This window comes from Candidatus Trichorickettsia mobilis (genome assembly GCF_963422225.1).
In the GTDB taxonomy this organism is placed as follows: Bacteria; Pseudomonadota; Alphaproteobacteria; order Rickettsiales; family Rickettsiaceae; genus Trichorickettsia; species Trichorickettsia mobilis_B.
In genome coordinates this window covers 1204821-1227510 of sequence record NZ_OY728607.1, presented here as the reverse complement: position 1 = coordinate 1227510, position 22690 = coordinate 1204821, and the positions used below count along the sequence as shown (strand labels likewise).

20 protein-coding genes and 1 tRNA gene are annotated in these 22690 nt (G+C 32.4%); 7 read left to right on the top strand and 14 right to left on the bottom strand.

What is annotated here, in order from left to right; genetic code table 11:
- Positions 1-401 precede the first annotated feature (401 nt).
- A complete protein-coding gene (locus R2I74_RS05785; protein WP_316354489.1) occupies positions 402-890 on the bottom strand; it encodes a hypothetical protein in 489 nt (162 codons plus the stop codon).
- A gap of 188 nt (positions 891-1078) precedes the next feature.
- On the opposite strand from R2I74_RS05785, the gene R2I74_RS05780 reads away from it, so the two are divergent.
- Positions 1079-2404 (top strand): nucleic acid/nucleotide deaminase domain-containing protein, encoded by a 1326-nt coding sequence (locus R2I74_RS05780; protein ID WP_316354487.1) that lies wholly within the window; start codon positions 1079-1081, stop codon positions 2402-2404.
- Positions 2405-2743: 339 nt separating this feature from the next.
- On the opposite strand, the gene R2I74_RS05775 is transcribed toward R2I74_RS05780, so the two are convergent.
- The 11 genes from R2I74_RS05775 to hemE form a co-directional block, all read right to left on the bottom strand.
- Entirely contained in the window at positions 2744-3940 is a 1197-nt protein-coding gene (locus R2I74_RS05775) for a phosphoglycerate kinase (protein WP_316354485.1), read from the bottom strand.
- A 5-nt stretch (positions 3941-3945) separates the two neighbouring features.
- On the bottom strand, positions 3946-5088 hold the full coding sequence (gene gap / locus R2I74_RS05770; RefSeq protein WP_316354483.1) for a type I glyceraldehyde-3-phosphate dehydrogenase: 1143 nt from the start codon (positions 5086-5088) through the stop codon (positions 3946-3948).
- Positions 5078-6007: a methionyl-tRNA formyltransferase gene (gene fmt / locus R2I74_RS05765; RefSeq protein WP_316354481.1), complete on the bottom strand. Its 930-nt coding sequence runs from the start codon at positions 6005-6007 to the stop codon at positions 5078-5080. The genes gap and fmt overlap by 11 nt, the downstream gene beginning before the upstream one ends.
- The gene (gene def, locus R2I74_RS05760; protein WP_316354479.1) at positions 6004-6534 is read right to left on the bottom strand and encodes a peptide deformylase; all 531 of its coding nucleotides are present in this window, start codon (positions 6532-6534) and stop codon (positions 6004-6006) included. Before def ends, fmt begins: the two co-directional genes overlap by 4 nt.
- A gap of 298 nt (positions 6535-6832) precedes the next feature.
- A complete protein-coding gene (locus R2I74_RS05755) occupies positions 6833-7042 on the bottom strand; it encodes a ribbon-helix-helix protein, CopG family (RefSeq protein WP_316354477.1) in 210 nt (69 codons plus the stop codon).
- A 51-nt stretch (positions 7043-7093) separates the two neighbouring features.
- The gene (locus R2I74_RS05750) at positions 7094-7510 is read right to left on the bottom strand and encodes a hypothetical protein (protein WP_316354475.1); all 417 of its coding nucleotides are present in this window, start codon (positions 7508-7510) and stop codon (positions 7094-7096) included.
- A 78-nt stretch (positions 7511-7588) separates the two neighbouring features.
- On the bottom strand, positions 7589-7909 hold the full coding sequence (locus R2I74_RS05745; protein WP_316354474.1) for a hypothetical protein: 321 nt from the start codon (positions 7907-7909) through the stop codon (positions 7589-7591).
- Positions 7887-8513 carry a phage minor head protein gene (locus R2I74_RS05740; RefSeq protein ID WP_316354472.1) on the bottom strand — a complete coding sequence of 209 codons (627 nt, stop codon included), beginning with the start codon at positions 8511-8513 and terminating at the stop codon, positions 7887-7889. Before R2I74_RS05740 ends, R2I74_RS05745 begins: the two co-directional genes overlap by 23 nt.
- 432 nt (positions 8514-8945) lie before the next feature.
- Complete coding sequence (hemJ, locus tag R2I74_RS05735; protein WP_316354471.1) at positions 8946-9383, bottom strand: protoporphyrinogen oxidase HemJ; 438 nt, start codon at positions 9381-9383, stop codon at positions 8946-8948.
- A gap of 18 nt (positions 9384-9401) precedes the next feature.
- Complete coding sequence (gene hemH, locus R2I74_RS05730) at positions 9402-10469, bottom strand: ferrochelatase (protein WP_316354468.1); 1068 nt, start codon at positions 10467-10469, stop codon at positions 9402-9404.
- Positions 10447-11466 (bottom strand): uroporphyrinogen decarboxylase, encoded by a 1020-nt coding sequence (hemE, locus tag R2I74_RS05725; RefSeq protein ID WP_316354466.1) that lies wholly within the window; start codon positions 11464-11466, stop codon positions 10447-10449. The genes hemH and hemE overlap by 23 nt, the downstream gene beginning before the upstream one ends.
- A gap of 392 nt (positions 11467-11858) precedes the next feature.
- Here hemE and R2I74_RS05720 point away from each other — a divergent pair, with 392 nt between their 5' ends.
- The 6 genes from R2I74_RS05720 to clpX all read left to right on the top strand — a co-directional run bounded on the left by R2I74_RS05720 (position 11859) and on the right by clpX (position 19089).
- Positions 11859-12695 carry a pyruvate, water dikinase regulatory protein gene (locus tag R2I74_RS05720; protein ID WP_316354464.1) on the top strand — a complete coding sequence of 279 codons (837 nt, stop codon included), beginning with the start codon at positions 11859-11861 and terminating at the stop codon, positions 12693-12695.
- A 123-nt stretch (positions 12696-12818) separates the two neighbouring features.
- The gene (locus tag R2I74_RS05715) at positions 12819-13073 is read left to right on the top strand and encodes a hypothetical protein (RefSeq protein ID WP_316354462.1); all 255 of its coding nucleotides are present in this window, start codon (positions 12819-12821) and stop codon (positions 13071-13073) included.
- Positions 13074-13359: 286 nt separating this feature from the next.
- Positions 13360-16302, top strand: coding sequence for a PD-(D/E)XK nuclease family protein (locus R2I74_RS05710; RefSeq protein WP_316354460.1), 2943 nt, complete (start codon positions 13360-13362; stop codon positions 16300-16302).
- Positions 16303-16315: 13 nt separating this feature from the next.
- Positions 16316-16759 (top strand): VOC family protein, encoded by a 444-nt coding sequence (locus R2I74_RS05705; protein WP_316354459.1) that lies wholly within the window; start codon positions 16316-16318, stop codon positions 16757-16759.
- Between the two features lie 387 nt (positions 16760-17146).
- On the top strand, positions 17147-17749 hold the full coding sequence (gene clpP / locus R2I74_RS05700) for an ATP-dependent Clp endopeptidase proteolytic subunit ClpP (RefSeq protein WP_316354458.1): 603 nt from the start codon (positions 17147-17149) through the stop codon (positions 17747-17749).
- A gap of 80 nt (positions 17750-17829) precedes the next feature.
- The gene (gene clpX, locus R2I74_RS05695; RefSeq protein WP_316354455.1) at positions 17830-19089 is read left to right on the top strand and encodes an ATP-dependent Clp protease ATP-binding subunit ClpX; all 1260 of its coding nucleotides are present in this window, start codon (positions 17830-17832) and stop codon (positions 19087-19089) included.
- Between the two features lie 195 nt (positions 19090-19284).
- Here the strand turns inward: clpX and R2I74_RS05690 are convergent, their stop codons facing one another.
- Together R2I74_RS05690 and R2I74_RS05685 are read right to left on the bottom strand one after the other, a co-directional pair.
- Positions 19285-22083 (bottom strand): sodium:solute symporter family transporter, encoded by a 2799-nt coding sequence (locus R2I74_RS05690; protein ID WP_316354453.1) that lies wholly within the window; start codon positions 22081-22083, stop codon positions 19285-19287.
- A gap of 236 nt (positions 22084-22319) precedes the next feature.
- Positions 22320-22396, bottom strand: a tRNA-Arg gene (locus tag R2I74_RS05685).
- Positions 22397-22690: the final 294 nt, after the last annotated feature.

Sequence of the window (22690 nt, the reverse complement as noted above, 5' to 3'; positions counted from 1 at the left end):
TGCAGGAGTAGTTTTAATGGCTATAGGCGGCAATTTAAATAATAAACTAAGGACTAAACTGATGTTTTTGAGAGTAGCGCTGCAAGGAATGGCGGTGTGCTTACTTTTTATGCTATACTTATTTACTCGGTCGTAGAGCTTTGGCCAGTTTAAATAATCAAGTTGCACCAAGCCACTCCAACTGGCGGCGCTATAACTTGAATAATTTTATTCTGGCCAATAGAGAATAGCTATATTCTTCTCTTATATTATTATTTAACACGAGTTGCTAATTAAAATATTTTATTAACACCACAGAAGCCAGTTCCAGTCGTCTGAGCTGCGCTCCCCTCAGCTCAGACGTAGAAACGGGAGCTTCTGATAATTTTAATTGGAACATTATGATAGGGTGGTTAAATATTCTATTCTACCTCCACTCCAGCCCCTGTAACTTCAACATTATATTCCAACAAGTCCGAGAATTGCTCAGTAACTCCTGAATAAAAAATGCTTAAATAATCTAGCGCCTTCGCAATACCTAAACTAGTATCTGGTAAAATATATTTTGTTATTATTCCAACAATATTACTATCAATTTCTTGTTGCAGATGGTTGTTTTGATAATATTGTTCGAATAATTTTAAAATACCATCGTTACCTTGATCCAGAGCATAAGTAAGTGAGTTATTATTAAATATATTTAATATAGTTAGGTCTGGTTTATATACCAATATGTTCTGCACCCATTCTATTTCATTTTTTAATATCGCATTTTGCATTAACAGTGAGTAGACATCTTTTTTAGCCTGCAAACCATATTTACTAGCTAAATTCTCAACAAAAACTTCTTCTCCCCCGGTGTTAGCTACATCTTTAAAACCTTGATAATCATCAATATTAGTATATTTCATACTATTGCTCCTAAACTTAATTGATCATGACTCATTCTAATACTACTCGTATCTAAATATAAAATCAACATATAAACATAATAGTTAACTTAATTAATAGCTCATCAATAATTTTATTGGGAAATTGTCAATTATTTGGCACGATTATTGCTATAAGGTTAATATAAATTAATTAATATAATAGCGCTATGAAAGCAAAGCAAAAAGTACCAGCACCAAAGAAACTTAACTCGAACTATTTCAAATTTATAGAAATTGCTCCACAAGAATTAAATCAGCAGCAAAAAATAGACATGTTGAATCTTAAGAATACAATGATTGCTATAACTCAATTAGAGCATATTGATCAAAGAGAAGATCAACATAAGCGGCATGACTATAACAGTGAACGAATATTAGATACATTAGCACGAGTACTTAATATTGACACATGTGCAGCAATTGCTCATTCCGAGAGTGCAAATAAGTTTATAATGTCATTCAACTCAACATTAGATTATAATCATCAGCTATTTCTGAATGAAATATTATCTGCAATTAATACAACATTACAAGATAGTAATATTTACCATATTGTTCACTCAGATCGCAATTTATTACAACAAATCAAAGCTTTTGAACAAAATGTACTTACTGTACCAGGTGAGAATATACAAAAATGCGTAGTAAGCTTTAAAAAGTTTAAAGAATATTATTCAACGCACCAACTAAATAATGAGAAGTACGCTGAATTTATTGTGGATATGCAATCTCACGGTATAATTGGAGAAGCTCTTGATAAATTTATTAGACCAGTACAAGATGCAAAAAAATTACTAGCAGCTTTTAATGAACAGAATGTTGGTAAGATTATTGTAGATCTTTTAGAAAATCCACAAGAACTACATGCTGAAATTAATCTGCTAGAATATAAAATTACGAAAAAACTTGCCGTAGATGAATATACCGGCATATCAAAATTATGCTGTGCATTATGTGAATTTGTTCTAGAAGAAGGTCATGTAGCACATCGTGGCAAACATGGTGTATTATTTGAAAATGGTTGGAATCTTACCCCAAATTTGCTCAATAAAATTCCTGGTATTATAAATAAAATTAATGATAATTCTAGTGCAATTATTAATAAGATCCTTAACATGGAAATGGCTATATTGACTAAAAAAGATAGTGGATATGTTGATACGTTGCTAAAATATGTCGAAAATAAAACACTCCCAAATATTGATGTTAATGTAATAGAGAGAGTAAAGCAAATAGTGAAAACTAGCGCAATATCAAATCCGCCTAATCAGCGTAATAAAAATAAAATGGATCATGATTTATCTGACGATGAGGGTGAACCACTAAATTCTACTTTTAAATTATTTAAGGATCAAATAGAAGAGGTAGAATTTAATCAATATGTGAAAGAGCATATTGCTTTAGCTAATGATTGTCTTTTATCTCTTTTTTACCAAGATATAACCTCCAATCTTAGTGGTGCAAATGAAACAACGCATGCAGATTTTACTTAAAGACTAAAAAATCTTCCTATATAACCTTAGTTTGTGAGTGTTCACGAGTTTTGAAGTTTGAACGTTAGTATACCACATACAAGGCGTTATCACGAGCTGATCCAGAAATCAGCTCGTGTAAGGAAGAAATGATGACTTTTTCTAAGAACCTGTCAGATCAGTAGATATAAGAGGTAATTGTGAGATTCATAGACATTGTTTCAATTTTTTGTCCCTATGTTCTATTGTAAGAATAACTTAAAATTGGCATTTTACGTTGTGTACGATCTATTCATAAAAGTAATTTTAGCGAGTAGAGTGCACCTAAGCGAGGACGTTCAACAACGCACCAAGTTCTAATCAATTGACTAAAGATAAAACAGAGAGGCCGGGAAGTTCCTTACCTTCTAAATATTCCAGGAATGCGCCACCACCAGTTGATATATAACTAAAACCTTCTGGTGCTAATCCTGTTGCTCTAATAGCAGCAACAGTATCCCCACCTGCTATTATACTACTTAAATTATGATACTTGGTTTGTTGCCAGATTAGTCTTGCGATATAATTTGTGCTACAATTAAAATATGGATTTTCAAATAACCCAACGGGACCATTCCAAACTAACATATGGCTCTTTTTAATAAGATCAGATATTTTTTCTGTAGTTTCAGTACCTATATCGAGCATTACCTCATCTTCATCGATTTGGTCGTGATAAACTATTTTACAATTACTATATTGCTCATCCGCAAGCTTGCTGGCAACCACTACATCAATTGGCAGTAAGATATTTTTTCCTAAAGATTTCGCTGTATTTAAAATATTCTTTGCTTCCTGAAAATAGTCGGGTTCATTAGAGGATTTGCCAATTTTATGTCCTGAAGCTGCTAAAAATGTATTGGCCATTTTCCCAACAATTATTAAATTATCAATCTTTTTGATCAAATTATTTAATAATGGAATTTTTGTTGAAACTTTAGCACCTCCTATAATAGCAGTTATCGAAGATGGAGTTTGTAAAATTACGTCAATGTTTTTTAATTCTTGCAATAATCCGAGACCCGCAGCTGCAGGCAATAATTTCGGTAATCCTACAATAGATGAGTGTGCTCTATGCGAACAGGAAAATGCATCATTAATATATATATCGCCAAGAACAGCTAATTCTTTTGTAAAAGCCTCATCGCATTTTTCTTCTTCAGGATGAAAACGTAAATTTTCTAATACCATAATTTCACCTACGGCCAAACTATCAACTGCTGCTAGTGCTTTACTACCGATGCATTCTCTGAAAAATTTTACTGGTTGGTTATAGTACTGCTTAAGTTGTCCAGCTATTTGTTCAAGTGAAAATTGTTGCTCAAATTCATGTGGCCTACCAAAATGAGAAATTATTACGATCTTTGCTCCAGCATTCACTAAGTAGTTAATAGTAGGAATTGACCTAATGATCCTAGTATCATCTGCTAATTTACCATCTTTGATTGGTAAATTAAGGTCTAACCTTAAAAGTACTCTTTTATTTTTTATCTCTAAATCATGTAATTGCTTTAGCATATTTATTATAGGAATCTTTTTAAAATATCACAACAATCCAGCATTCTTTGAGCAAACGCCCATTCATTATCATACCAACTTAATACTCGAGCAAAATATGGAGTAACTATTTTTGTTTCAAAAGGATCAAAAATTGAACTATAACTAGTATGATTAAAATCGACGGAAACTAAATTAGCCGCAGCTATCCCTAATATTCCTTTTAAATAACCATTACTAGCATTAATCATTGCCTCATTTATAGAGGATATTTCCAATTTTTTACTAGCAGTAAAAGTAAAGTCAATTAAAGAAACATTAGCCACCGGCACTCTCACCGCAGAGCCATCAAGTTTTCCTTTTAAGGAAGGTAACACTAATCCAATGGTGGTGGCGGCTCCGGTCTTTGTTGGGATCATTGAAGTCAGTGCTGCTCGTGCACGCTGTAAATCCTTATGACTAGCATCAACTATGTTCTGATCACCAGTATAAGCATGAATAGTAGTAGCATATCCAGCTTCTATATTAAAATGATCATGTAAAACTTTAGCCACTGGTGCTAAAGCATTAGTAGTGCATGAGCCTATAGAAATAATTTCGTCATTTTTTGTTATATCCTGATGATTTATACCGATAATAATAGTTTTATCAGCATCAAAAGCTGGAGCAGAAATTATTACTTTCTTAGCTCCACTAGCTAGATGGAGAGCAGCTTGATCCTTTTTCGTAAACTTACCAGAACATTCAAGTACTATATCAACGTCAAAATCTTTCCATGGAATATCTGCTGGGTTCTTGTGATGAAAAACTGGAATTTGTTGATCTTGAATAATTAAATGTCTATCCCCCGCTTTGGCAATTATATCTGATCTACCATGGATGGAATCATAATTTATTAAGTGGCAGATTGTTGAGATATCGCTAGGGGTATTTAGAGCAACAATTTGATGATCGCCTCTAGCGATTGCTGATCTAAATACTAATCTACCAATACGGCCAAGCCCGTTAATTGCAATAGACCTCTGTTGAAACTCTACTCCTGTGGACAATTGCGTCGTCGCGCCTAGGCTCGAATCCGAACAAACTTTATGTACGCTGGGGGTCGAAGCACCAAATGCTTCTAGCACTTGCACCGAAGGTACGAGTTTCGTAAGAGGTCTATTGTTCATCTTTTATCAACTTTGTCCCTGCTAGAATTTGCTCTCCCCGTAAAAAATCTTTGACCATCAGTACTTTTTTACCAGCTTGCTGTAATTTTTTTATTATCAAGAACCCCTGACCACAAGCAATTTTTAAATCATTATTAACTACTGTTCCTGGCATAAAATCATGTTGCTGATCGTCAAAATCAGCTTCCAGGATTTTAATAATCTTTTCTTTATATTCAAAATATACTCCAGGCCATGGGTTCATACCACGAATTTTGCAATCTATTTTAGCTGCTTCTTCTTGCCAATTAATCCTGCTTTCTTCTTTCTTTAACTTATGAGCATAAATAATTTGACTGTTATCTTGAGGAATTTTAGCTAAAGTTGTATATTCCGCTAGAGTTTTAATCAGCAGCCTAGCGCCAATAGCAGCACATTGATCATGTAACTCCGGAAAAGTTATCCTTGGATCAAGCACTAGTTTTTCCTGTAAAATTATATCACCAGTATCCAATCCTTCATCCATCTGCATTATACAAACTGCGGTTTCTTGTTCACCGTTTATTATAGTTCGCTGCAAAGGAGCAGCTCCACGATATTTTGGTAAAGCAGAAGGATGAATGTTAATAGATCCATATTTTTTAGCATATAAAATCTCTTTAGGTATTAAAAATCCGTAAGCGGCTACCACTATAATGTCTGCTTCTATAGATGTTATTAGTTCAATTACTTCAATTTTTTTTAAACTATTTGGAGTATAAACAGCTATATGATGATTTTCTGCTAATCTATGCACCGGCGAATAAATTTGCTTTAACCCACGATTTTGAGGCTTTGGTGCAGCAGTAAAGACTGCCACTACTTGATTTGTTTTCGAATTAATGAGTTCACTCAATGCTGGTACCGCAAACTCCGGCGTACCCATAAAAATTACTTTCACAAACAATTCTTCTTTAATTTCTTAAGTTTGCGTAAAGCTACATCTCGCCTTATATTACTCAAGTAATCCACTAATAACCTACCATTTAAGTGATCTATCTCATGTTGAATTGCTCTGGCCAACCAACCATTAACCGTAATTTCTTGTGATTTGTTATTATAATCCAGAAATTTAGTCTTGATACTATCCGGTCTTACTACTTCAATTCTTTGTTCAGGCAAAGATAGGCATCCTTCTGTTGCTAGCACTAATTCTGCAGATTGCTCAATAATTTCAGGATTAGCCATAAAAAGTGGAAAAAAATCTTGGTCTCTTTCACCCTGATCATTGTCATCCTGCAAATCAATTACCAAAATTCTTTGCAATATCCCAACCTGTACTGCAGAAAGACCAACACCATGGTCGTGATACATTGTTACTAACATATCATCCATTAATTTTCTGACTTTGTCATCTACCAGCTCTACAGCAACGGATTTTTCTTTTAAAATCGAGTCTGGTGCCGTTATTATATTAAGTATAGTCATAATTTTGTTTATTAATTTGGCTCTATTTTAACGCAAGTTGCCAATTAAAATATTTTATTAAACACCATAGGGCGTCCAGCTGTCATTGCGAGCTGATATATCCCCACGAATTTGAAGTGGCTAAAAAACACTCCAAAAGCCCGTCATTGCGAGGAATGTGCGTAAGCACATGACGAAGCAATCCAGAAAAAATCATAACAGTGATACAGCTTTTACTGTGTTAATCTTTCTGGATTGCTTCGTCGTAACCTAAAGGCTACTCCTCGCAATGACGCTGGAACAAGAGTCTCTGGCAATTTTAATTGGCAACTCTCGTTATTTTACTATATCTTGCTTTAATTTTTTGCTTCTTGCTTCCATTGTAAGCTTCTATATCTTCTTGCATTACCTGTAAATAAGTTTCAAGTGCTTCTCTGATAAGGTAGGATTTTGATCGATCCAGTTGTTTTGCAACCTGAGATAAGGAAGAATATAGTTTTTCTGGTATTTGTGTGCTAATTATAGTCATATTATTACACCATCTTTTATTAAATAGGTCAATTTAAATTCATTTAAATAATCAATCATCATCAGTAAATATTTTATCATTATACTCTAAGTATGAAATTAGTAGTTCTATTTCCGGAAGTACTTCTATATCAAAATAATCATGACATGCACCACCATGTCTTGTACTAAAATCCTCAAAAATAGCAAGTAATCCCTCACTCTCTTCTTTTGTTATAGGCAAGTTTTGTATATCTTTTGTAATTAGAGGGCTATGGTAATAAATGACAAACTCAGGATCATTTAAGAATATAGTTTCTTTGTCAGCTAATTTTTTAGTTAAAATTTTACTGGCATACGCATAACCTTTATCATCTCCAGCTATTACTAGCATGGTTGCTCCTTTAAACTCTGTAAGACATTTCATCTTCAACATATTGCTGTTTTTTTGGGTTGGAGTATATCTATAATATTCACGTACAGCAGACATAGATACTTATATTATTTATTATAACTTTAAAAATAGATTACAGAAGAATATTCAATTAGTTCCATTAAATTTGTGATATCACCAATCATTAGTAAATAGCTTATCATTATACTCCAAGTACGAGATTAATATTTCTATTTCTGGCAGTACTTCTATATCAAAGTAGTTATGGCATGCACCACCACCTCTTGAGCCATAGCGCTCAAAAATAGCAAGTAATCCCTCACATTCTTCTTTAGTTAGAGGCAAGTCTTGTATATCCTCTGTAATTAATGGAGTAGGGTAGTAGATAACAAATTCATGGTTGTTTAAGAATATAGCTTCTTTATTAGCTAATTTTTTAGTTAAAATTTTACTAGCATGCGCATAATCTTCATCACCTCCAGCTATTACTAGCATAGTTGCTCCTTTGAACTCTGGAAAACATTTCATTTTTAACATATTGCCATCCTTCTTTTAAAATTGGTAAATTATTTATCGGAATGTTTAACCACTCAGAACATCTTCCAGAAGCTTTATAATCCCAATGAGTATTGTGTCGTCTGTCTATATGCGGGCGCCACTCGCCTCCATATTGATCATATAAGCTTTTTTCTTTTCTATTACGAGGCTTTATTTTTGAAGCTAAACCTTCTGTTAATATACCATTAATAGGCGGTTCTGGCCATGTTTTACTATCGGTCATTTTTATCAATGCTTCGACTTTACTCAAATCTTCAATGATTACCATTACCGGTTCAGCCCAACATCGACAGTTACGTTCTTGTCCTGGATGACCCGTAGCAGGTGGTTCATCCCAAGCAAAAACTTTGCCATTATTAGCAGCGTGCGTTAATCGGACTTTATTATCTTCTTGAGTACGCCATATGTAATGTTCTGGTGACGCCGCCTTAATTACATAATATGGTACTGTGATTGCTGTGCCGTATCGTAAATAGGCTATAAAGGCTTTATGATAGGCTGGATTATAGTGTTTTTCTATGTAAAGATTTCTACGTTGCACAAAACATACTATCTTAAATGAGTCTGGTAGTATATCATTTAAGAAATATGCACTAAGTGCTTTGACGTAAAAATATTAAATAAACTCAGTTGCAATTAAAATATTTTATTAATCACAGAAGCCAGTTCCAACCGTCATTTTTGAACGACACACAATGTCATCCCGAACTTGTTTCGGGATTTCATCAGGACTTCATAAATTCGCGTTACAACCCTTTCAACTTTATACTATGTTTGAGATGATGTTAGGTATTCGAAGTGACTTATGTGTCTGGGATGACCACTGTATCCGTCATTGCAAGCGCAAGCGAAGCAATCTAGTGAAATTAACTGGATTGCTTCGCTTGCGCTCGCAATGACGGTGTGAGTGAGTAAGACACAGTTTGTATTGTCAACCTATCCAACTTGACGCGTATGATTTATTGAACACTCTCTACTCAAATGGTTTTATGATCACCATGATAATAGCGACCAACATTAATATTGCTGGTACTTCGTTAATGATACGATAAAATTTTTCTGAATGTTTGTTTGTGCCGTTGGCAAAATCTTTTCTCCATTTTGCCAATAATCCATGAATACAAGCAAGCCCTAATACTGCTGTTATTTTTATATGAAACCACACACCTAAAGCAACAAAACCGTATATATGAGCATTGATTAAACCAAAAATAAAAGTCATGATCATTGCCGGGTTCATAATGATTTTTAACAAACGATATTCCATTAGCTGAAAAATTTTGTCTGCCTCAGAATCTCTAGATACTCTAGTGTGATATGCGTAGATTCTTGGTAAATATAATAAACCTACCATCCATGAAATTACTGCAAAAATATGTAATACTTTGAACCATGAATAATAATTATCCATTAATTATTTCCTATTAATTTAAGTTTGAACATTACATGGGCATTTTATGAATTTGTCTGGGCATATTCTTGTTAAACTACTGCTAGAACAAATATCATTTGCATTATTATTTATAAATCTCTGAATAATATTCGCAAGACTATTAATAAATAATTCGCTTATTCTCAAAGTTGCTACCCTAATATACTGTATTTGATAAAGATTTGCGATATTGCCATATTCTATATCAAGTTCTACCAAAGTTTCTACATGTTCAGATACAAAGGCTATTGGTACTACAATTAAAGATTTATTTTCGATTCCCGCATTTTTAATCTCACCTTCGGTAGTTGGCTTTAACCACTCTACCGGTCCAACTTTACTTTGATAGCTGATTTGATAATCAAGATCTTTAATATTTATCTCAGCTATTATCTGCTTTACCGTTTGCTCGATTTGCCATTGATATGGATCCCCTTCATTAATAATTTTTACTGGTAATGAATGAGCAGAAAATAATATGCGAAATTTTGCGTCATCTTTTATTGCTGCTATTGCTTGCTTAATTAATACAAGATGAGCTTTTATATAATCGCTTTCGTTGCTGTAGCAACAAATCGTTTTTATTGGAATTTTATTAATTTCACTATTATCGATTAGACTACGAAATTCGTTGATTGCAGAACCAGTGGTGGTAGTAGAAAATTGTGGATATAATGGTAATAATATTATTTCCTGCGGCTGATATTGTTTTATTTGATCTATTACTGTGTGAGCTCTTGGATGCCAATGACGCATACAGATAAAAATCTCGAACTTTGTAGTTATTTTTTGCTGTAATAAATCGGTTAATGCTTTTTTTTGTAAAATTGTTTCTGCTAAAATAGGCGATTTATTACCGATTAACGCATATATTGCTTTAGCTTTTTCAGCTCTAATAAACGAAATTAATTTAGCAATTAAAAAGCGTAATGGATTAGGCAGTTTAATGATTGCTGGATCATAAAATAAATTGAATAGAAAAGATTGTACAGAATTTAAACTATCTGGACCGCCTAGATTGAATAAAACTATCGCTATTTTTTTAATATCGGTATTCTCTGACATAATTAACTAAAAATTCAACATTTTCAAGCTTAGTCTGCGGCAAAATTCCATGTCCTAAATTAAATATAAAATTTCCTTTTGATAAATTCGACAAAATTTCATCAGCCTTTTGTGCTATGAGCTCTTTGGTAGTTAACAATATTACTGGGTCAAGGTTTCCTTGTACTATAATTTTATCCTGCCATTTTCTCATGCAACTTACTGGCACCGACTGATCTACTCCAATTACATCCACAGCAACATCAGTAATATATTTCTCATATAAAAAACCAGATCCTTTAGGAAAACCTATTACTGGTATATCAGGAAATATGTTTTTAATTGCTGTTACAATTTGTACTGTTGGCTCGATAACAAATTCATTATACTCAGTATCATTTAAGATTCCGGCCCAAGAATCAAATAGTTGAATTAAATCAACGCCAGCTTTTATCTGCTCTACCAAATGTTGAATGGTTTTTTCGGTAATTAAATTTGTAAGTTGTTTAGCCAGTTTTCGATTTTGATAAATAAATTTTTTACTTGATAAAAAATCTCTTTGACCCCTACCTTCTAACAGGTAGCTTACTACTGTCCATGGGCTTCCAGCAAAACCTATTAATGGAATATTATTTGGTAAATTTGCTTTAGTTTTAGCAATTGCATCATATACTATTTGCAATTTTTTACCATCATTATTATCTAGATATTTAAGATCTGTTGCTGATTTAAATTGTGCTAAAACTGGTCCAATATTTTCTACAAATTCTACTTGCCACCCCAAAGCATGCGGTAAAATTAAAATATCGGAGAAAATAATTGCAGCTGAAAGGTTAAATCTTTTTATTGGTTGTAATGTTATTTCTACTACCTTGTTTTGGTCATAACAAAGATCGAGAAAACTATTAACTGTATTTCTGATTTTTAGATATTCCGGTAAATATCTGCCGGCCTGGCGCATTAGCCAAATAGGAGTATTTTGATTGTCAGTAACAAGTTTTTGTATAATGGAATTCATTGCTTACTCAATTATATAATATTTATATAGTTAAAATTTTGTTGTAGTATAGGTAGTGGAAAAGGGAGGTTAAAACTTATCAACAGCTTTATCAACATATTTTTACATCAGGAATTGTTGTAGCTGTCGGTAATTTCAAGCATTTTTCACATTATTTAATTATTAATTTATACAGTGGATAAATTAGTGTATAAGGCTTGAATATATGTAGATAAGCCTTGTCTGCTTTACTAAGCTAACAGTTATACACAATTTTATTCACATAAGAAAATAGACTAATTTTATAGTATTTATACTGTAAATTACCACTATATGTAGTGGTTTTTTGAATAAAACAAACTTTAATATAATTTATTTTTAATAAAATTATCCACAAAGAAATGTGAAAATTAATGAAGAAAATAATAATTCATTTAATATCAGAATCTTCCGGTCAAACCGTGAAATATGCAGCCAAATCAGCAATATCACAATTTTCAGACATAAAAGCAAAAGAGTATAATTGGCCATTAGTCAGGAATAAGGAATTGCTTAATGAAGTATTAAGAAAAATTCAACAAAAACCAGGGATAGTGTTGTATACTATTTCTAATCCGGAATTAAGAGATATTTTAAAAAAATTTTGTCATAAACTAAGAATCCCATGTATTTCGATTGTTGGCAAGATCGTAAAAGAAATATCAACTCTGTTAGGAATAGGAGCAGAAGATATTTCAATGCAAAATCGTACTAAGCTTGATGCAAGTTATTTTGATAAAGTTAATGCGATAGATTACACCCTTAGACATGATGATGGTCAAAATATTATTGGGTTAAATGAAGCTGACATAATATTAATAGGTCCTTCAAGAACATCGAAAACGCCAACGGCAGTCTATTTAGCCTATAATGGTTTTAAAACTGCTAACGTACCATATATCTATAATTCTCCATTCCCAGAATATTTATATCAATTGAATCAAAGATTAATAGTTGGTTTAGTTATTAATCCAGCAAGACTTATTGAAATTAGGGAAGCGAGAATGAATTTATTGCAAATTACTGAAGTAACCGATTATACTGATTTAAAAATAGTTCAGGAAGAATGTACTCAGGTAAAACGTATGTGCCAGCAAAAAGGATGGCCAGTTATCGATGTTTCACGAAGATCAATTGAAGAAACAGCAGCAATTATCATGAAAAACTTTTATGATCATAAAAAATATATAAACAAGTTAGAGATTGAATAAATTTATTGTAAAAACGTCAAAATTTTATTTGACATAATCGTTGGTTGTTTTACTATGATATAATGTATAATAAAATAATTTGTTATACTTTGTACCTTGCAATAATTGGAGGTTATCATGAATATGATGAATGTAAATCATTTACAACAACAAGATTCTATATTTAAAAAAAATGATTTACAGTTTGAAAATAAATTCAATAATATCAAAGAATTTAGTGATAATGATCCTCAAATATTATCTGTGGCCACTATATCAAAATTGATACAATCCAGAAAATTATTAGCAATTAGTAGGTTGAATTTAGAGGATATAAATTCTAAAAAAGAAGTAAGAAGAGAAATATGGGTAGGTAAACATTATACACCACCCTCGTGATTATTGCTAATATATACTGCATGCATTTGAAGAGTTGGTAGGCGAAGGTCAATTTCAAAAAGAACTAGAGGAGTCACAGATTCAGGGAGCGCAGATATTTGATGACGACAACAGCAATTTTTGAAGTTGACCTGGTATACGTAGATAGTGAATAAGTGCTTTGTGTTATGAGAAGGATATTTGTTGTATAGTTTAATTTTTGAATTAATTTATTTAAAGCTAAGATTTTTTTAAGAATTAATTAGTATTTTTATATCTTTATCTCAAACATTTAAGAATAGTATTAATGAATCTATATACAATTGCGCCGCATAACTCATTTTTACATGTTATTGCTGATTTTATAATTGCTAAATCATCAAATAATATTAATCAGTTAAAAGTTGTTTTGCCAAATGGCAGTGCATGCTTAAATCTACAAAAAATTCTAATAGAAAAACAAAAAATCAGTATCTTACCGAATATTATCCCTTTAGATAACCTCATCGCCGAAGGCGCAGAAATATTTACTATTCCTACGGAAAGCATTAGTGTTTCCACTTACCTAGAAGAAAAAATAATATTGGCAGAAATTATTTTTAATTATAAGGAATTACAACTTAACATCAGCTCATCATTAAGTTTTAGTTCAAAATTAGCTCAGCTATTTTATGAATTGATCATCAATGATATTCCTATTGAAAGTATAAAAAATTTACCAACTATTGAACAAGCAGAACATTGGCAAACAATATATAAATTTTTAGAATATGCATATGAACAATGGCAACAAAAAATAGCTAATTTAAAAAAGCTTGATAAAGCACATTATCAGATTAGTAACATCAAAGTTGAAATGGAACGTTTACGAAATGATCAAGCAGTAATAATAGTAGCCGGTATATTTGGTCATACTAATTTAGTATGGGATTTTTTAAAACAAATAGCTGAATTGCCGACAGGATATATAATTTTACCGCCAATTGTTAATTTTGATGACCAAAAAATTAACTTCTCTGTGCAACCTAGAGAAGATGTATTATATTGTTTACAAAGATTACTTACTATCTTAAATAAGAATTTATCAGATTTTCAACATTTAGGTGATATTACAGTAGCAAGCACGCTGGATAAATTAATAATGCCAACAATAGACCTTGCTCACAAACCTACTTCTGCGGATGATTTGGACTTTGGTGCGGTACTCGAATTCGAAACAAACCTAAAGTGTGCTCCGGGTCGAGGTTCCGTGTCTCCTTCAAATCCTCTCTTTGACGCGATTTGTAAGCAAGGTCTAATAGAATCAGTATCTAATAAAGCTAATAAAGCTAATAAAGCTAATATAAATAATATAAATAATATAAAATATTTTGAGTATGATAGTATTTTTGATGAGGCTGAAGCAATAAGTCTAATTTGTTTAAAACATGTCAGTAATAAAAAGATAGCTATCATTGTTAATAATGAGAAAACCAAAGAATTATATTGTCATGGATTGTTTGCAGCTGCTTTAACTTTTGATGATTTATTTGGCTCTTCTTTGAGTAAAACTCAGGAGGTTCATTTAATATTTTCCTTAAGTGAATTAGTATGTAATATTTTTGATTTAAAAAAATTACTTATTTTCTTAAAAAATCCTCTTATATATTCTCACTCAGTTGTACAATTTGAACAATTATTAGCCAGTAAAAATCGTTTTATTTCAAATTGGCAACAGCTGGAAGAATTGGTTGCTGCTACAAAAAATCAGAAATTAATAGAATGGTATGAAAATTTACAGCATTTGTTGGAAAGTGATCTGCATATACAGAGTTATAATTTTAGTAATATTTTACAATCAATTATTATTATTGCTGAAAAACTTTACCCACAACTTTGGTCTAAACTTGATATTTATGAATTCTTCTCTGAATTGATAAATTTGAACTGGCATTTTGTCTTGCCTAGTTTGGTAGAGTTTCCAGAGATTTTGAGATCTTTAATAATGGGGGCAAGATCTTTTGCAGAGAATAATAATAATGCTAATTTGATAATTTGTAGGCCTGAGGATGCTGCATTATTAAAATTTGATTTAGTAATTCTAACCAATTTTAGTGAAGGAGAATGGCCGACTTCACCTACCAGTAATCCGTGGTTTAATAAGCAGATGCAGGATGAGTTAAAATTATATTCACAACAAATACGATGGGGATTATCTTTATATAATTTTTATTTGTTGTTACATAATTCGCATGTAGTAATCACTAGATTTAAGAAACAGGAAGGTAAAAGCGAACTTTTACCTTCCAGCTATATAAAAAGACTACAGATTCTATTAGACCTCTTCCAAAATTCTACTTCTGTAGATAATACTGTGAATGGGGTTACTCTTGCACAAGTGGTTGAGAGGACGCCGGTAAGTGACGTTGATAACCCGTCAAATGCGCTTCTAGCTACAAGCGATTTTTTTCCAGATAGGCTATCAGCTACGGATATTGAAATATTAATTCGTAGCCCTTATAGCTTTTATGCTAAAAAGATACTAAGATTAAGGAAACAGGAGAGCCTGGCTAATGGTCCAAATCTGGCAGAATTTGGTAGTTTTATACATAAGATTATCGAACAATATACAAAAACTTATAATCATAGTTTGAGAACTCAGGATGCGTTATCCTATATATTAGATATTAGTGCTAATATATTAGCAGATAGTATTTTACCAAGGGCTACCAAATTAATTTGGCGAAATAAATTTGCAGCATTTGCTGAAGAATTTATTGAATTTGATCTAAATCGTCGTAGTGACCTCAAAGAAATCTATGCTGAAATTGCTGGAGAGATGTTTATACAAACTAGCAAGCAAAAAATAAAGATAACCACAATTGCTGATAGAATTGAAGTTGATACTCAAGGTCAACTGACTATTATAGATTATAAAACTGGTGTAGTACCAACCAGGAGAGATGTGTTATCCGGATTATCTTCACAATTGATAGTAGAATCTTTAATAGCGTTAGATGGTGGTTTTAATATAGCTAATAGACCTTTTGCGAAACTCAATGCACCACGTATCATATATGTAAAAATTGCCAGTTCTAAACCATATATTAAAACTACAGAAATACAGCTAACCTCTCTAGAACTGGAAGAGCATGGTATAGGTTTACAACATTTGTTAAATAAATATAGTTCTTGTAAAAAATTTTCCTCTCAGATTGACTTATTAAAATACAATGATTATAAAAATTTAACACGCAACATTAATTCTTAAGAATATTGAATATATGGTAAATAGCTATAAGCCACAAGGAGTACCAGATTTAATTCCATATCTTACGGTACAAAATGCAGAACAATCGATAAAATTTTATAAAGAAGCTTTTGGCTTTGAAGTAATCCAACTAGGGCATGGTGAGGGTAATGAAATCACTCATGTAGAAATGCGTAAGGCAGAAGTAATAATAATGTTTTGTCCTGAAGGAGCTTTTGGTAATATCAATAAAGCCCCAATAACACAAAATATTATTATGCCATTAAGTATATATATTTATTGTGTAGATGTTGATAAATTATACCAACAAGCAATCAAAGTAGGAGCTATTTCCAAAATGATTCCTAGTATAGGATTTTGGGGCGATCGTTTTTGTACATTACTTGATATAGATGGCTATGAATGGTCTTTTGCTACTTACTTGGGTGATGATGGTAATATAGCAACCAAACATTAATAATATACTCGGTGAAAATTGAGAATTGCGTCGTCATGTCTAAAGATCTGCGCTCCTCGCGTATTTAAGTAACTGCTTGCGGTGCTCGACTTTGACAATTCCTAGCATTTTTCAATTTTGACCTTCGTCTATTTCATCTTCTAAGGAGTGTTCAATGAGATCATACACGTCAAGTTAAGGAAAAAGAGACAACACGAGCCGTCATTGGTCATTGCGAGACCACGATAGTGGTCGTGGCAATCCAGTTAAATAGTTCGTTTCACTTTCTGGATTGCTTCGCCTTCGGCTCGCAATGACGAGTTATATCGTCTCTTTTTCCTTAACTTGACGCGTATGGTTCGGCGAACATTCTAATGAATTTTAAGATAAACTTAATAAGGAAAAAACATGAGTTATGTACCAATAGTAGTAGAACAAACAGCTAAAGGCGAAAGATCGTATGATATTTATTCAAGATTATTAAAGGAGCGTATAGTATTTGTTTGTGGTCAGGTAGAAGATTATATGGCAAATTTGATAGTTGCACAATTATTGTTTTTAGAGGCTGATAATCCAGAAAAAGATATCTATATGTATATTAACTCCCCTGGAGGGGTAGTAACTGCTGGTTTAGCCGTTTATGATACTATGCAATATATAAAACCCAAGATCGCAACTTTATGTATTGGACAAGCTTGTTCAATGGGTTCATTATTATTAAGTGCTGGGACTTCAGGGATGAGGTACGCATTACCACATAGTCGGATCATGATCCATCAGCCATCTGGTGGCTATCAGGGACAAGCTACGGATATAGAAATACATGCTAGAGAGACTCTTAAGATTAAAGCTTTGCTTAATAATTTATATGTAAAACATTCTGGCCAAAAATTGGCGCATATTGAGAAAAATATGGAACGTGATAATTTTATGGATCCTGAGTCAGCAAAGGAGTTTGGGCTTATTGACCAGATTATTACTAATAGAGAGTTGATTTCTGGAAAGAAATAGTACAAGTGCATTAAAAAATTGATTTACATCTACAAAATAAGTGGCTACAAGTTTCAATAAATAAATTAGTTTAAACAAATATGGTAAGCGAAATCGAGAAAAAAACTTTACATTGTTCTTTTTGTGGAAAGAATCAATATGAGGTAAAGAAACTAATAGCAGGTCCTACGGTATTTATTTGTGATGAATGTATAGCGTTATGTGTGGATATTATCAAAGAAGAGAATAAGATAGGTCTTAAAAAAACTACTTCTTCTATACCAGTGCCAAAGAAAATTCGTCAGATTCTTGACGATTATGTAGTGGGACAGGATCGTGCCAAGAAAGTATTGGCTGTTGCGGTATATAACCATTATAAGAGGTTAGAATATCTTGAAAAAGGTAATATTGACGTAGAGCTTAATAAATCAAACATTATGCTTATTGGTTCTACTGGATCTGGCAAGACTTTGCTGGCACAAACTTTGGCAAAGATTTTAGATGTGCCTTTTACTATGGCTGATGCCACCTCGCTTACTGAAGCGGGTTACGTTGGTGAAGATGTTGAAAATATATTATTGCGGTTACTTCAGGCTGCTGATTTTAATGTTACTAAAGCACAGCGTGGAATAGTATATATTGATGAAGTAGATAAGATTGCACGTAAGTCTGAAAATCCTTCAATCACCAGAGATGTTTCTGGTGAAGGGGTGCAGCAGGCATTACTTAAGATTATGGAAGGAACGGTTGCGTCTGTGCCACCTCAAGGTGGACGAAAACATCCTCAGCAAGAATTTCTGCAAATAGATACCACTAACATATTGTTTATTTGTGGTGGTGCTTTTATGGGTATAGAGACCATAATAGCTAACCGTACAGCACAAAGTGCCATAGGGTTTGCTGCAGATGTAAAATCTAAGCAAGAGCTGAGACATGGTGACGTATTAAAATTGCTTGAAATTGAGGATCTAATTAAATTTGGAATGATTCCAGAATTTATTGGTAGATTGCCAGTAGTTGCAACTTTAGATGATTTAGATAAATCAGCTTTAATTACTATCCTTACCTCACCAAAGAATGCAATAATTAAGCAGTATCAAAAATTATTTGAACTTGATGATATAGAGCTTGTGATTGATGATGATGCTCTAGGAGCAATAGCTGAGAAGGCTTTAGAGAGAAAAACTGGCGCTCGTGGTTTACGATCAATTATTGAGAGCCTATTATTAGAAAGCATGTATAATGTGACTGATCTAAAAAAGATGCAGGTTTATATCTCAAAAGAGGTAATCGAGGGAAAGGCTGAGCCTACAGTAAGACCACGTATTCTTAAGTCTCGTCCTAAAAAATTAGCGGTATAATAGACCTCTTCGGAAACTGCATGTAAGAGAGGAATTTTTAGGAAGAACGAAGGCGAGCACCGCAGCGTACTCTTGTTTGTTTCGGAGCGGAGACAAGTTTTGGCAACAAAATTACCCCTTAGATACAGTTTCCGAAGAGGGTCTAGTGTGTCGGTTACTAACTGACTCTAGCTGTAAGTTTGTTATTAGCTATGATTAATTTGTAGTATGAAGAGAAAGTGTAAATTTAAAACTCGTTCCCTTCTTATCGCTACTTTCAGCTCGGATAGTACCACCGTGAGCTTTTATGACCTTCTCACATAATGCAAGACCTACACCTCGTTGACCATTGGGAATGCCACCGGATTTAGTACGCGTTCTGGAGCCAACGACAAAAGCACCAAAAATATTATGTAGCTCATGTTGAGGAATCCCCACTCCTTCATCAGTAATACTGAATTCAACAGTTGAGTTACTTTGCTTCAATGCAATAATAATACTACCCTTACTGCTGTACTTAATGGCATTAATGATCAAATTATCAATAGTTGAAGTGATATAATGTGCATCACAATTGACTATAAGATCAGGTTCTACATTAGTTAAAAATTCTCGCTCTTCATTGTTTAGATATAACTTTTTGCAGTAGTCCAAGCGTTGATATACTAGCTCGCTTAAATTTACCTCTGTTTTATGCAATTCATAGGTCAAAGAGGATAGTTTTGATAAATCTAGGAGATTACTAATTAAACTATTGAATCTTTCAGAACTTGCAGCAATCGATTTTATTGCCATACGACGTTGTTTTGCATTAAATTTGTCATAACTCTGATCAAGAGCTTGAGCAAGACTTATTATCCCGGTGATTGGGGTATTAACTTCGTGTTGAATGTTACACAAAAATTCGTCTTTTAATTCTAATAATTTTTCTAGCTCTTCTTCTCGGTCATTTATTTGAATACCAAGATGTTCAACTTTTTCCTCTGTAAGCTTCACCTGTTCTTGCTTGGGTTTTAAAAAAGCTATTAAAAAACTAATGAATATAAGTATAAGAAAGATAATTTTGGATTTTAAATCATAGGTTTCGTGTGAAATAAGAGTATCTATAAATTGCTGATATACAAATAATGATGATGTTAGTGCAAGAATAATCATTACTAGTGCGATCTGCCAATTTATTAATATTCCTATTGTGGCTAAATTTAATATAAAAATTACTAAGGATATCTGTGAAAATTTACTTAATAATACTAGAAGGCAATTTATGAAAGCTAACCCAATAAATATGGCTATATACCATATAATTCCGATATATTTTTCTTTAAGATTTTTTGCCCACAACCCATGACAAATAAAGCTTGTAGATATAAATAATAATGTACCCTGTAAAAGATTAATTAAATAAATATGTTTTTCACTCATAGATTTATCTATGGAAAAAGACATAATTAACGTTATTAAAACGCCAAAAGCAAAATAAATATAAGCCATTTCGTATTTTGGCAGATTATTTTTATAATATCTTAAGGAACTAAGATTTTTAATTCTTCTTAAAAAATTTAAAGACCTGTTTTTAATTTTAATTTTTTGCGTAGTAGTACTATTTTTGTTAACAATCCAGCCACCAGGTTCATTAAGTAAATAATGAGCAGATAATATACTGATCATATTAATTATGGCAGCAATTATTGTGCCGTCTACATCCAGCTGAGATTGGATATAGATTTTCCAGATAATTAAAGAGGAAATGCCTGATAACATACCTATTAAGATAACTCTTTCTGAGGTACGAAATCCAAAAATAGTTAGCAATAAAAGAGGGGTAACTGTTGGTATAAATATAACAACCATTAATAATATCATGCTAAATAAATTATTCATTAACAAAGCAATGATTATTGCAAAAGCACCACCAAAAACTACAAACAACCTAGCAAGCAACAAATCATTTTTTACAATATTAGTTAAACCCAGTGGCTTACAGAAATCATTAGAAAATATAACGGCACCAGACACTATATATGAATCAGCGGTAGACATGGCCAGAGCAGCTATACCCATTAAAGTCAGCACTTTAAGCCCTGGATAAGAAAAATGATTGATTAAGTCAATCATGATATTATCTGGGTTTAAATTAGGATTATAAGCTAAGGCCATAATTCCAATGGAGATTGAGATAATTGTTATAAAAGCGCAGACAATCCCTGCTTTTATAAAGGATTGTTGTGCTTGGTTAATGCTTGATGCCAGAGCTACTCTTTGTAACATCACTGGATCAAAAGCGGCTATTGTAAAAAGAAATAACATAAGCAAAGAATTGTAAAAGTTATGATTTCCTAAATTAAATGCTTTGTTGTAGTCAAAAATCTGATGAGTTGTTAATACATTGATCACTGATTCATAGCCACCAATTGTACTGAAAATAAGTAAAGCAAAAGTTGGTATAAAGACGCCAAAAGCAAAAAATTGCACTATATCAGTAAAGGTAACGGATTTGACCCCGCCAAAGCATGAATATGTAATAATTATAAGGCTACTAATTAAGGTCGCATACAAGTTTGGTAAATCAAGAAAATTATAAAATAATATAGAAAGTAATTTTATTTGCGCGGCAGTAAACGCTATTGTAAGTAACATAGAGAATACAGCGCAAATAATTCTTATTCTAGTGGTATATAATTCGCCAATTACTTCAATCACAGAGTTTTTATTCATAAAAATCTGCATCTTTGGTACCAAGATATAGCCAATGACTAATAAACCTATAAGCCCATCACCAAAACGAATAATGATATGTAATAAGCCATGTTTATAAGTTTCTGAAATGCAGCTTTCAAAAAAACCACCACCGATCCAAGTGGCAACAATAGTAGCTACCAGGGTAGTGGTAGAAAAATTGCTATTACCAATGGCGTATTCCTTAATCGTGGTTATGCCTCTCCCAGAGTATAAACCTACTACTAGATTAATGATTAAAAACGCAATAATAATTACTACATCTATATTAAATGGCATTGGTATTAATCAATTTATATTTATTTAATATACTATAAGTTTAATAGTTTATAGAAAATATACCAGAAAAATATAATTTTATACAACTAAAGATTATAAATTAGTGAGATCCATAGATCTTTAATTTCTCTTTTCATAGTTTCTTACTATCTATCATCGGAAAGCACATTAGCAAGCCCCAAAAATTTCAATAAACCATGAGCCATAACAGGAAATATAAGATTTAAAAGTCAAGATGGTGGGATCGAGAGGATTCGAACCTCCGACCTAGTGATTAGGAATCACTCGCTCTATCCTGCTGAGCTACGACCCCAATATGTAATAATTATAGACGTCCATCAACTGTGTCAAATGTCATCCCAAACGACAGCGAGAATGGCATTGAATGCTGAATAACAATACCAAAAATTCAAAGGCAAGAGTTAACTGTTTTTATAGTATTAGTCAATTAAAAATTAGAAATCTGTGTTTATTTAAAGCAGTTATTAAGTTCATTATAGCGTCGGTCATCTAGGTATATTTGGTAATATTTTTATTCTTTCTTAAAATCAATATTTTAAAGTTAATTTAAAAGTATTATTAGTTTACATATTTAGTATTTTTTAAG

What these genes read in the sequence shown, in the direction of transcription:
- R2I74_RS05775 (WP_316354485.1), bottom strand. Translation starts at nt 3,940, where the DNA reads ATGCTAAAGCAATTACATGATTTAGAGATAAAAAATAAAAGAGTACTT.
- clpP (WP_316354458.1), top strand. Translation starts at nt 17,147, where the DNA reads ATGAGTTATGTACCAATAGTAGTAGAACAAACAGCTAAAGGCGAAAGA.
- hemE (WP_316354466.1), bottom strand. Translation starts at nt 11,466, where the DNA reads ATGAATTCCATTATACAAAAACTTGTTACTGACAATCAAAATACTCCT.
- R2I74_RS05710 (WP_316354460.1), top strand. Translation starts at nt 13,360, where the DNA reads ATGAATCTATATACAATTGCGCCGCATAACTCATTTTTACATGTTATT.
- hemJ (WP_316354471.1), bottom strand. Translation starts at nt 9,383, where the DNA reads ATGGATAATTATTATTCATGGTTCAAAGTATTACATATTTTTGCAGTA.
- gap (WP_316354483.1), bottom strand. Translation starts at nt 5,088, where the DNA reads ATGAACAATAGACCTCTTACGAAACTCGTACCTTCGGTGCAAGTGCTA.
- clpX (WP_316354455.1), top strand. Translation starts at nt 17,830, where the DNA reads ATGGTAAGCGAAATCGAGAAAAAAACTTTACATTGTTCTTTTTGTGGA.
- R2I74_RS05705 (WP_316354459.1), top strand. Translation starts at nt 16,316, where the DNA reads ATGGTAAATAGCTATAAGCCACAAGGAGTACCAGATTTAATTCCATAT.
- R2I74_RS05715 (WP_316354462.1), top strand. Translation starts at nt 12,819, where the DNA reads ATGATGAATGTAAATCATTTACAACAACAAGATTCTATATTTAAAAAA.
- R2I74_RS05690 (WP_316354453.1), bottom strand. Translation starts at nt 22,083, where the DNA reads ATGCCATTTAATATAGATGTAGTAATTATTATTGCGTTTTTAATCATT.
- R2I74_RS05780 (WP_316354487.1), top strand. Translation starts at nt 1,079, where the DNA reads ATGAAAGCAAAGCAAAAAGTACCAGCACCAAAGAAACTTAACTCGAAC.
- R2I74_RS05785 (WP_316354489.1), bottom strand. Translation starts at nt 890, where the DNA reads ATGAAATATACTAATATTGATGATTATCAAGGTTTTAAAGATGTAGCT.
- def (WP_316354479.1), bottom strand. Translation starts at nt 6,534, where the DNA reads ATGACTATACTTAATATAATAACGGCACCAGACTCGATTTTAAAAGAA.
- hemH (WP_316354468.1), bottom strand. Translation starts at nt 10,469, where the DNA reads ATGTCAGAGAATACCGATATTAAAAAAATAGCGATAGTTTTATTCAAT.
- R2I74_RS05755 (WP_316354477.1), bottom strand. Translation starts at nt 7,042, where the DNA reads ATGACTATAATTAGCACACAAATACCAGAAAAACTATATTCTTCCTTA.
- R2I74_RS05750 (WP_316354475.1), bottom strand. Translation starts at nt 7,510, where the DNA reads ATGTCTGCTGTACGTGAATATTATAGATATACTCCAACCCAAAAAAAC.
- R2I74_RS05720 (WP_316354464.1), top strand. Translation starts at nt 11,859, where the DNA reads ATGAAGAAAATAATAATTCATTTAATATCAGAATCTTCCGGTCAAACC.
- R2I74_RS05745 (WP_316354474.1), bottom strand. Translation starts at nt 7,909, where the DNA reads ATGCTAGTAATAGCTGGAGGTGATGAAGATTATGCGCATGCTAGTAAA.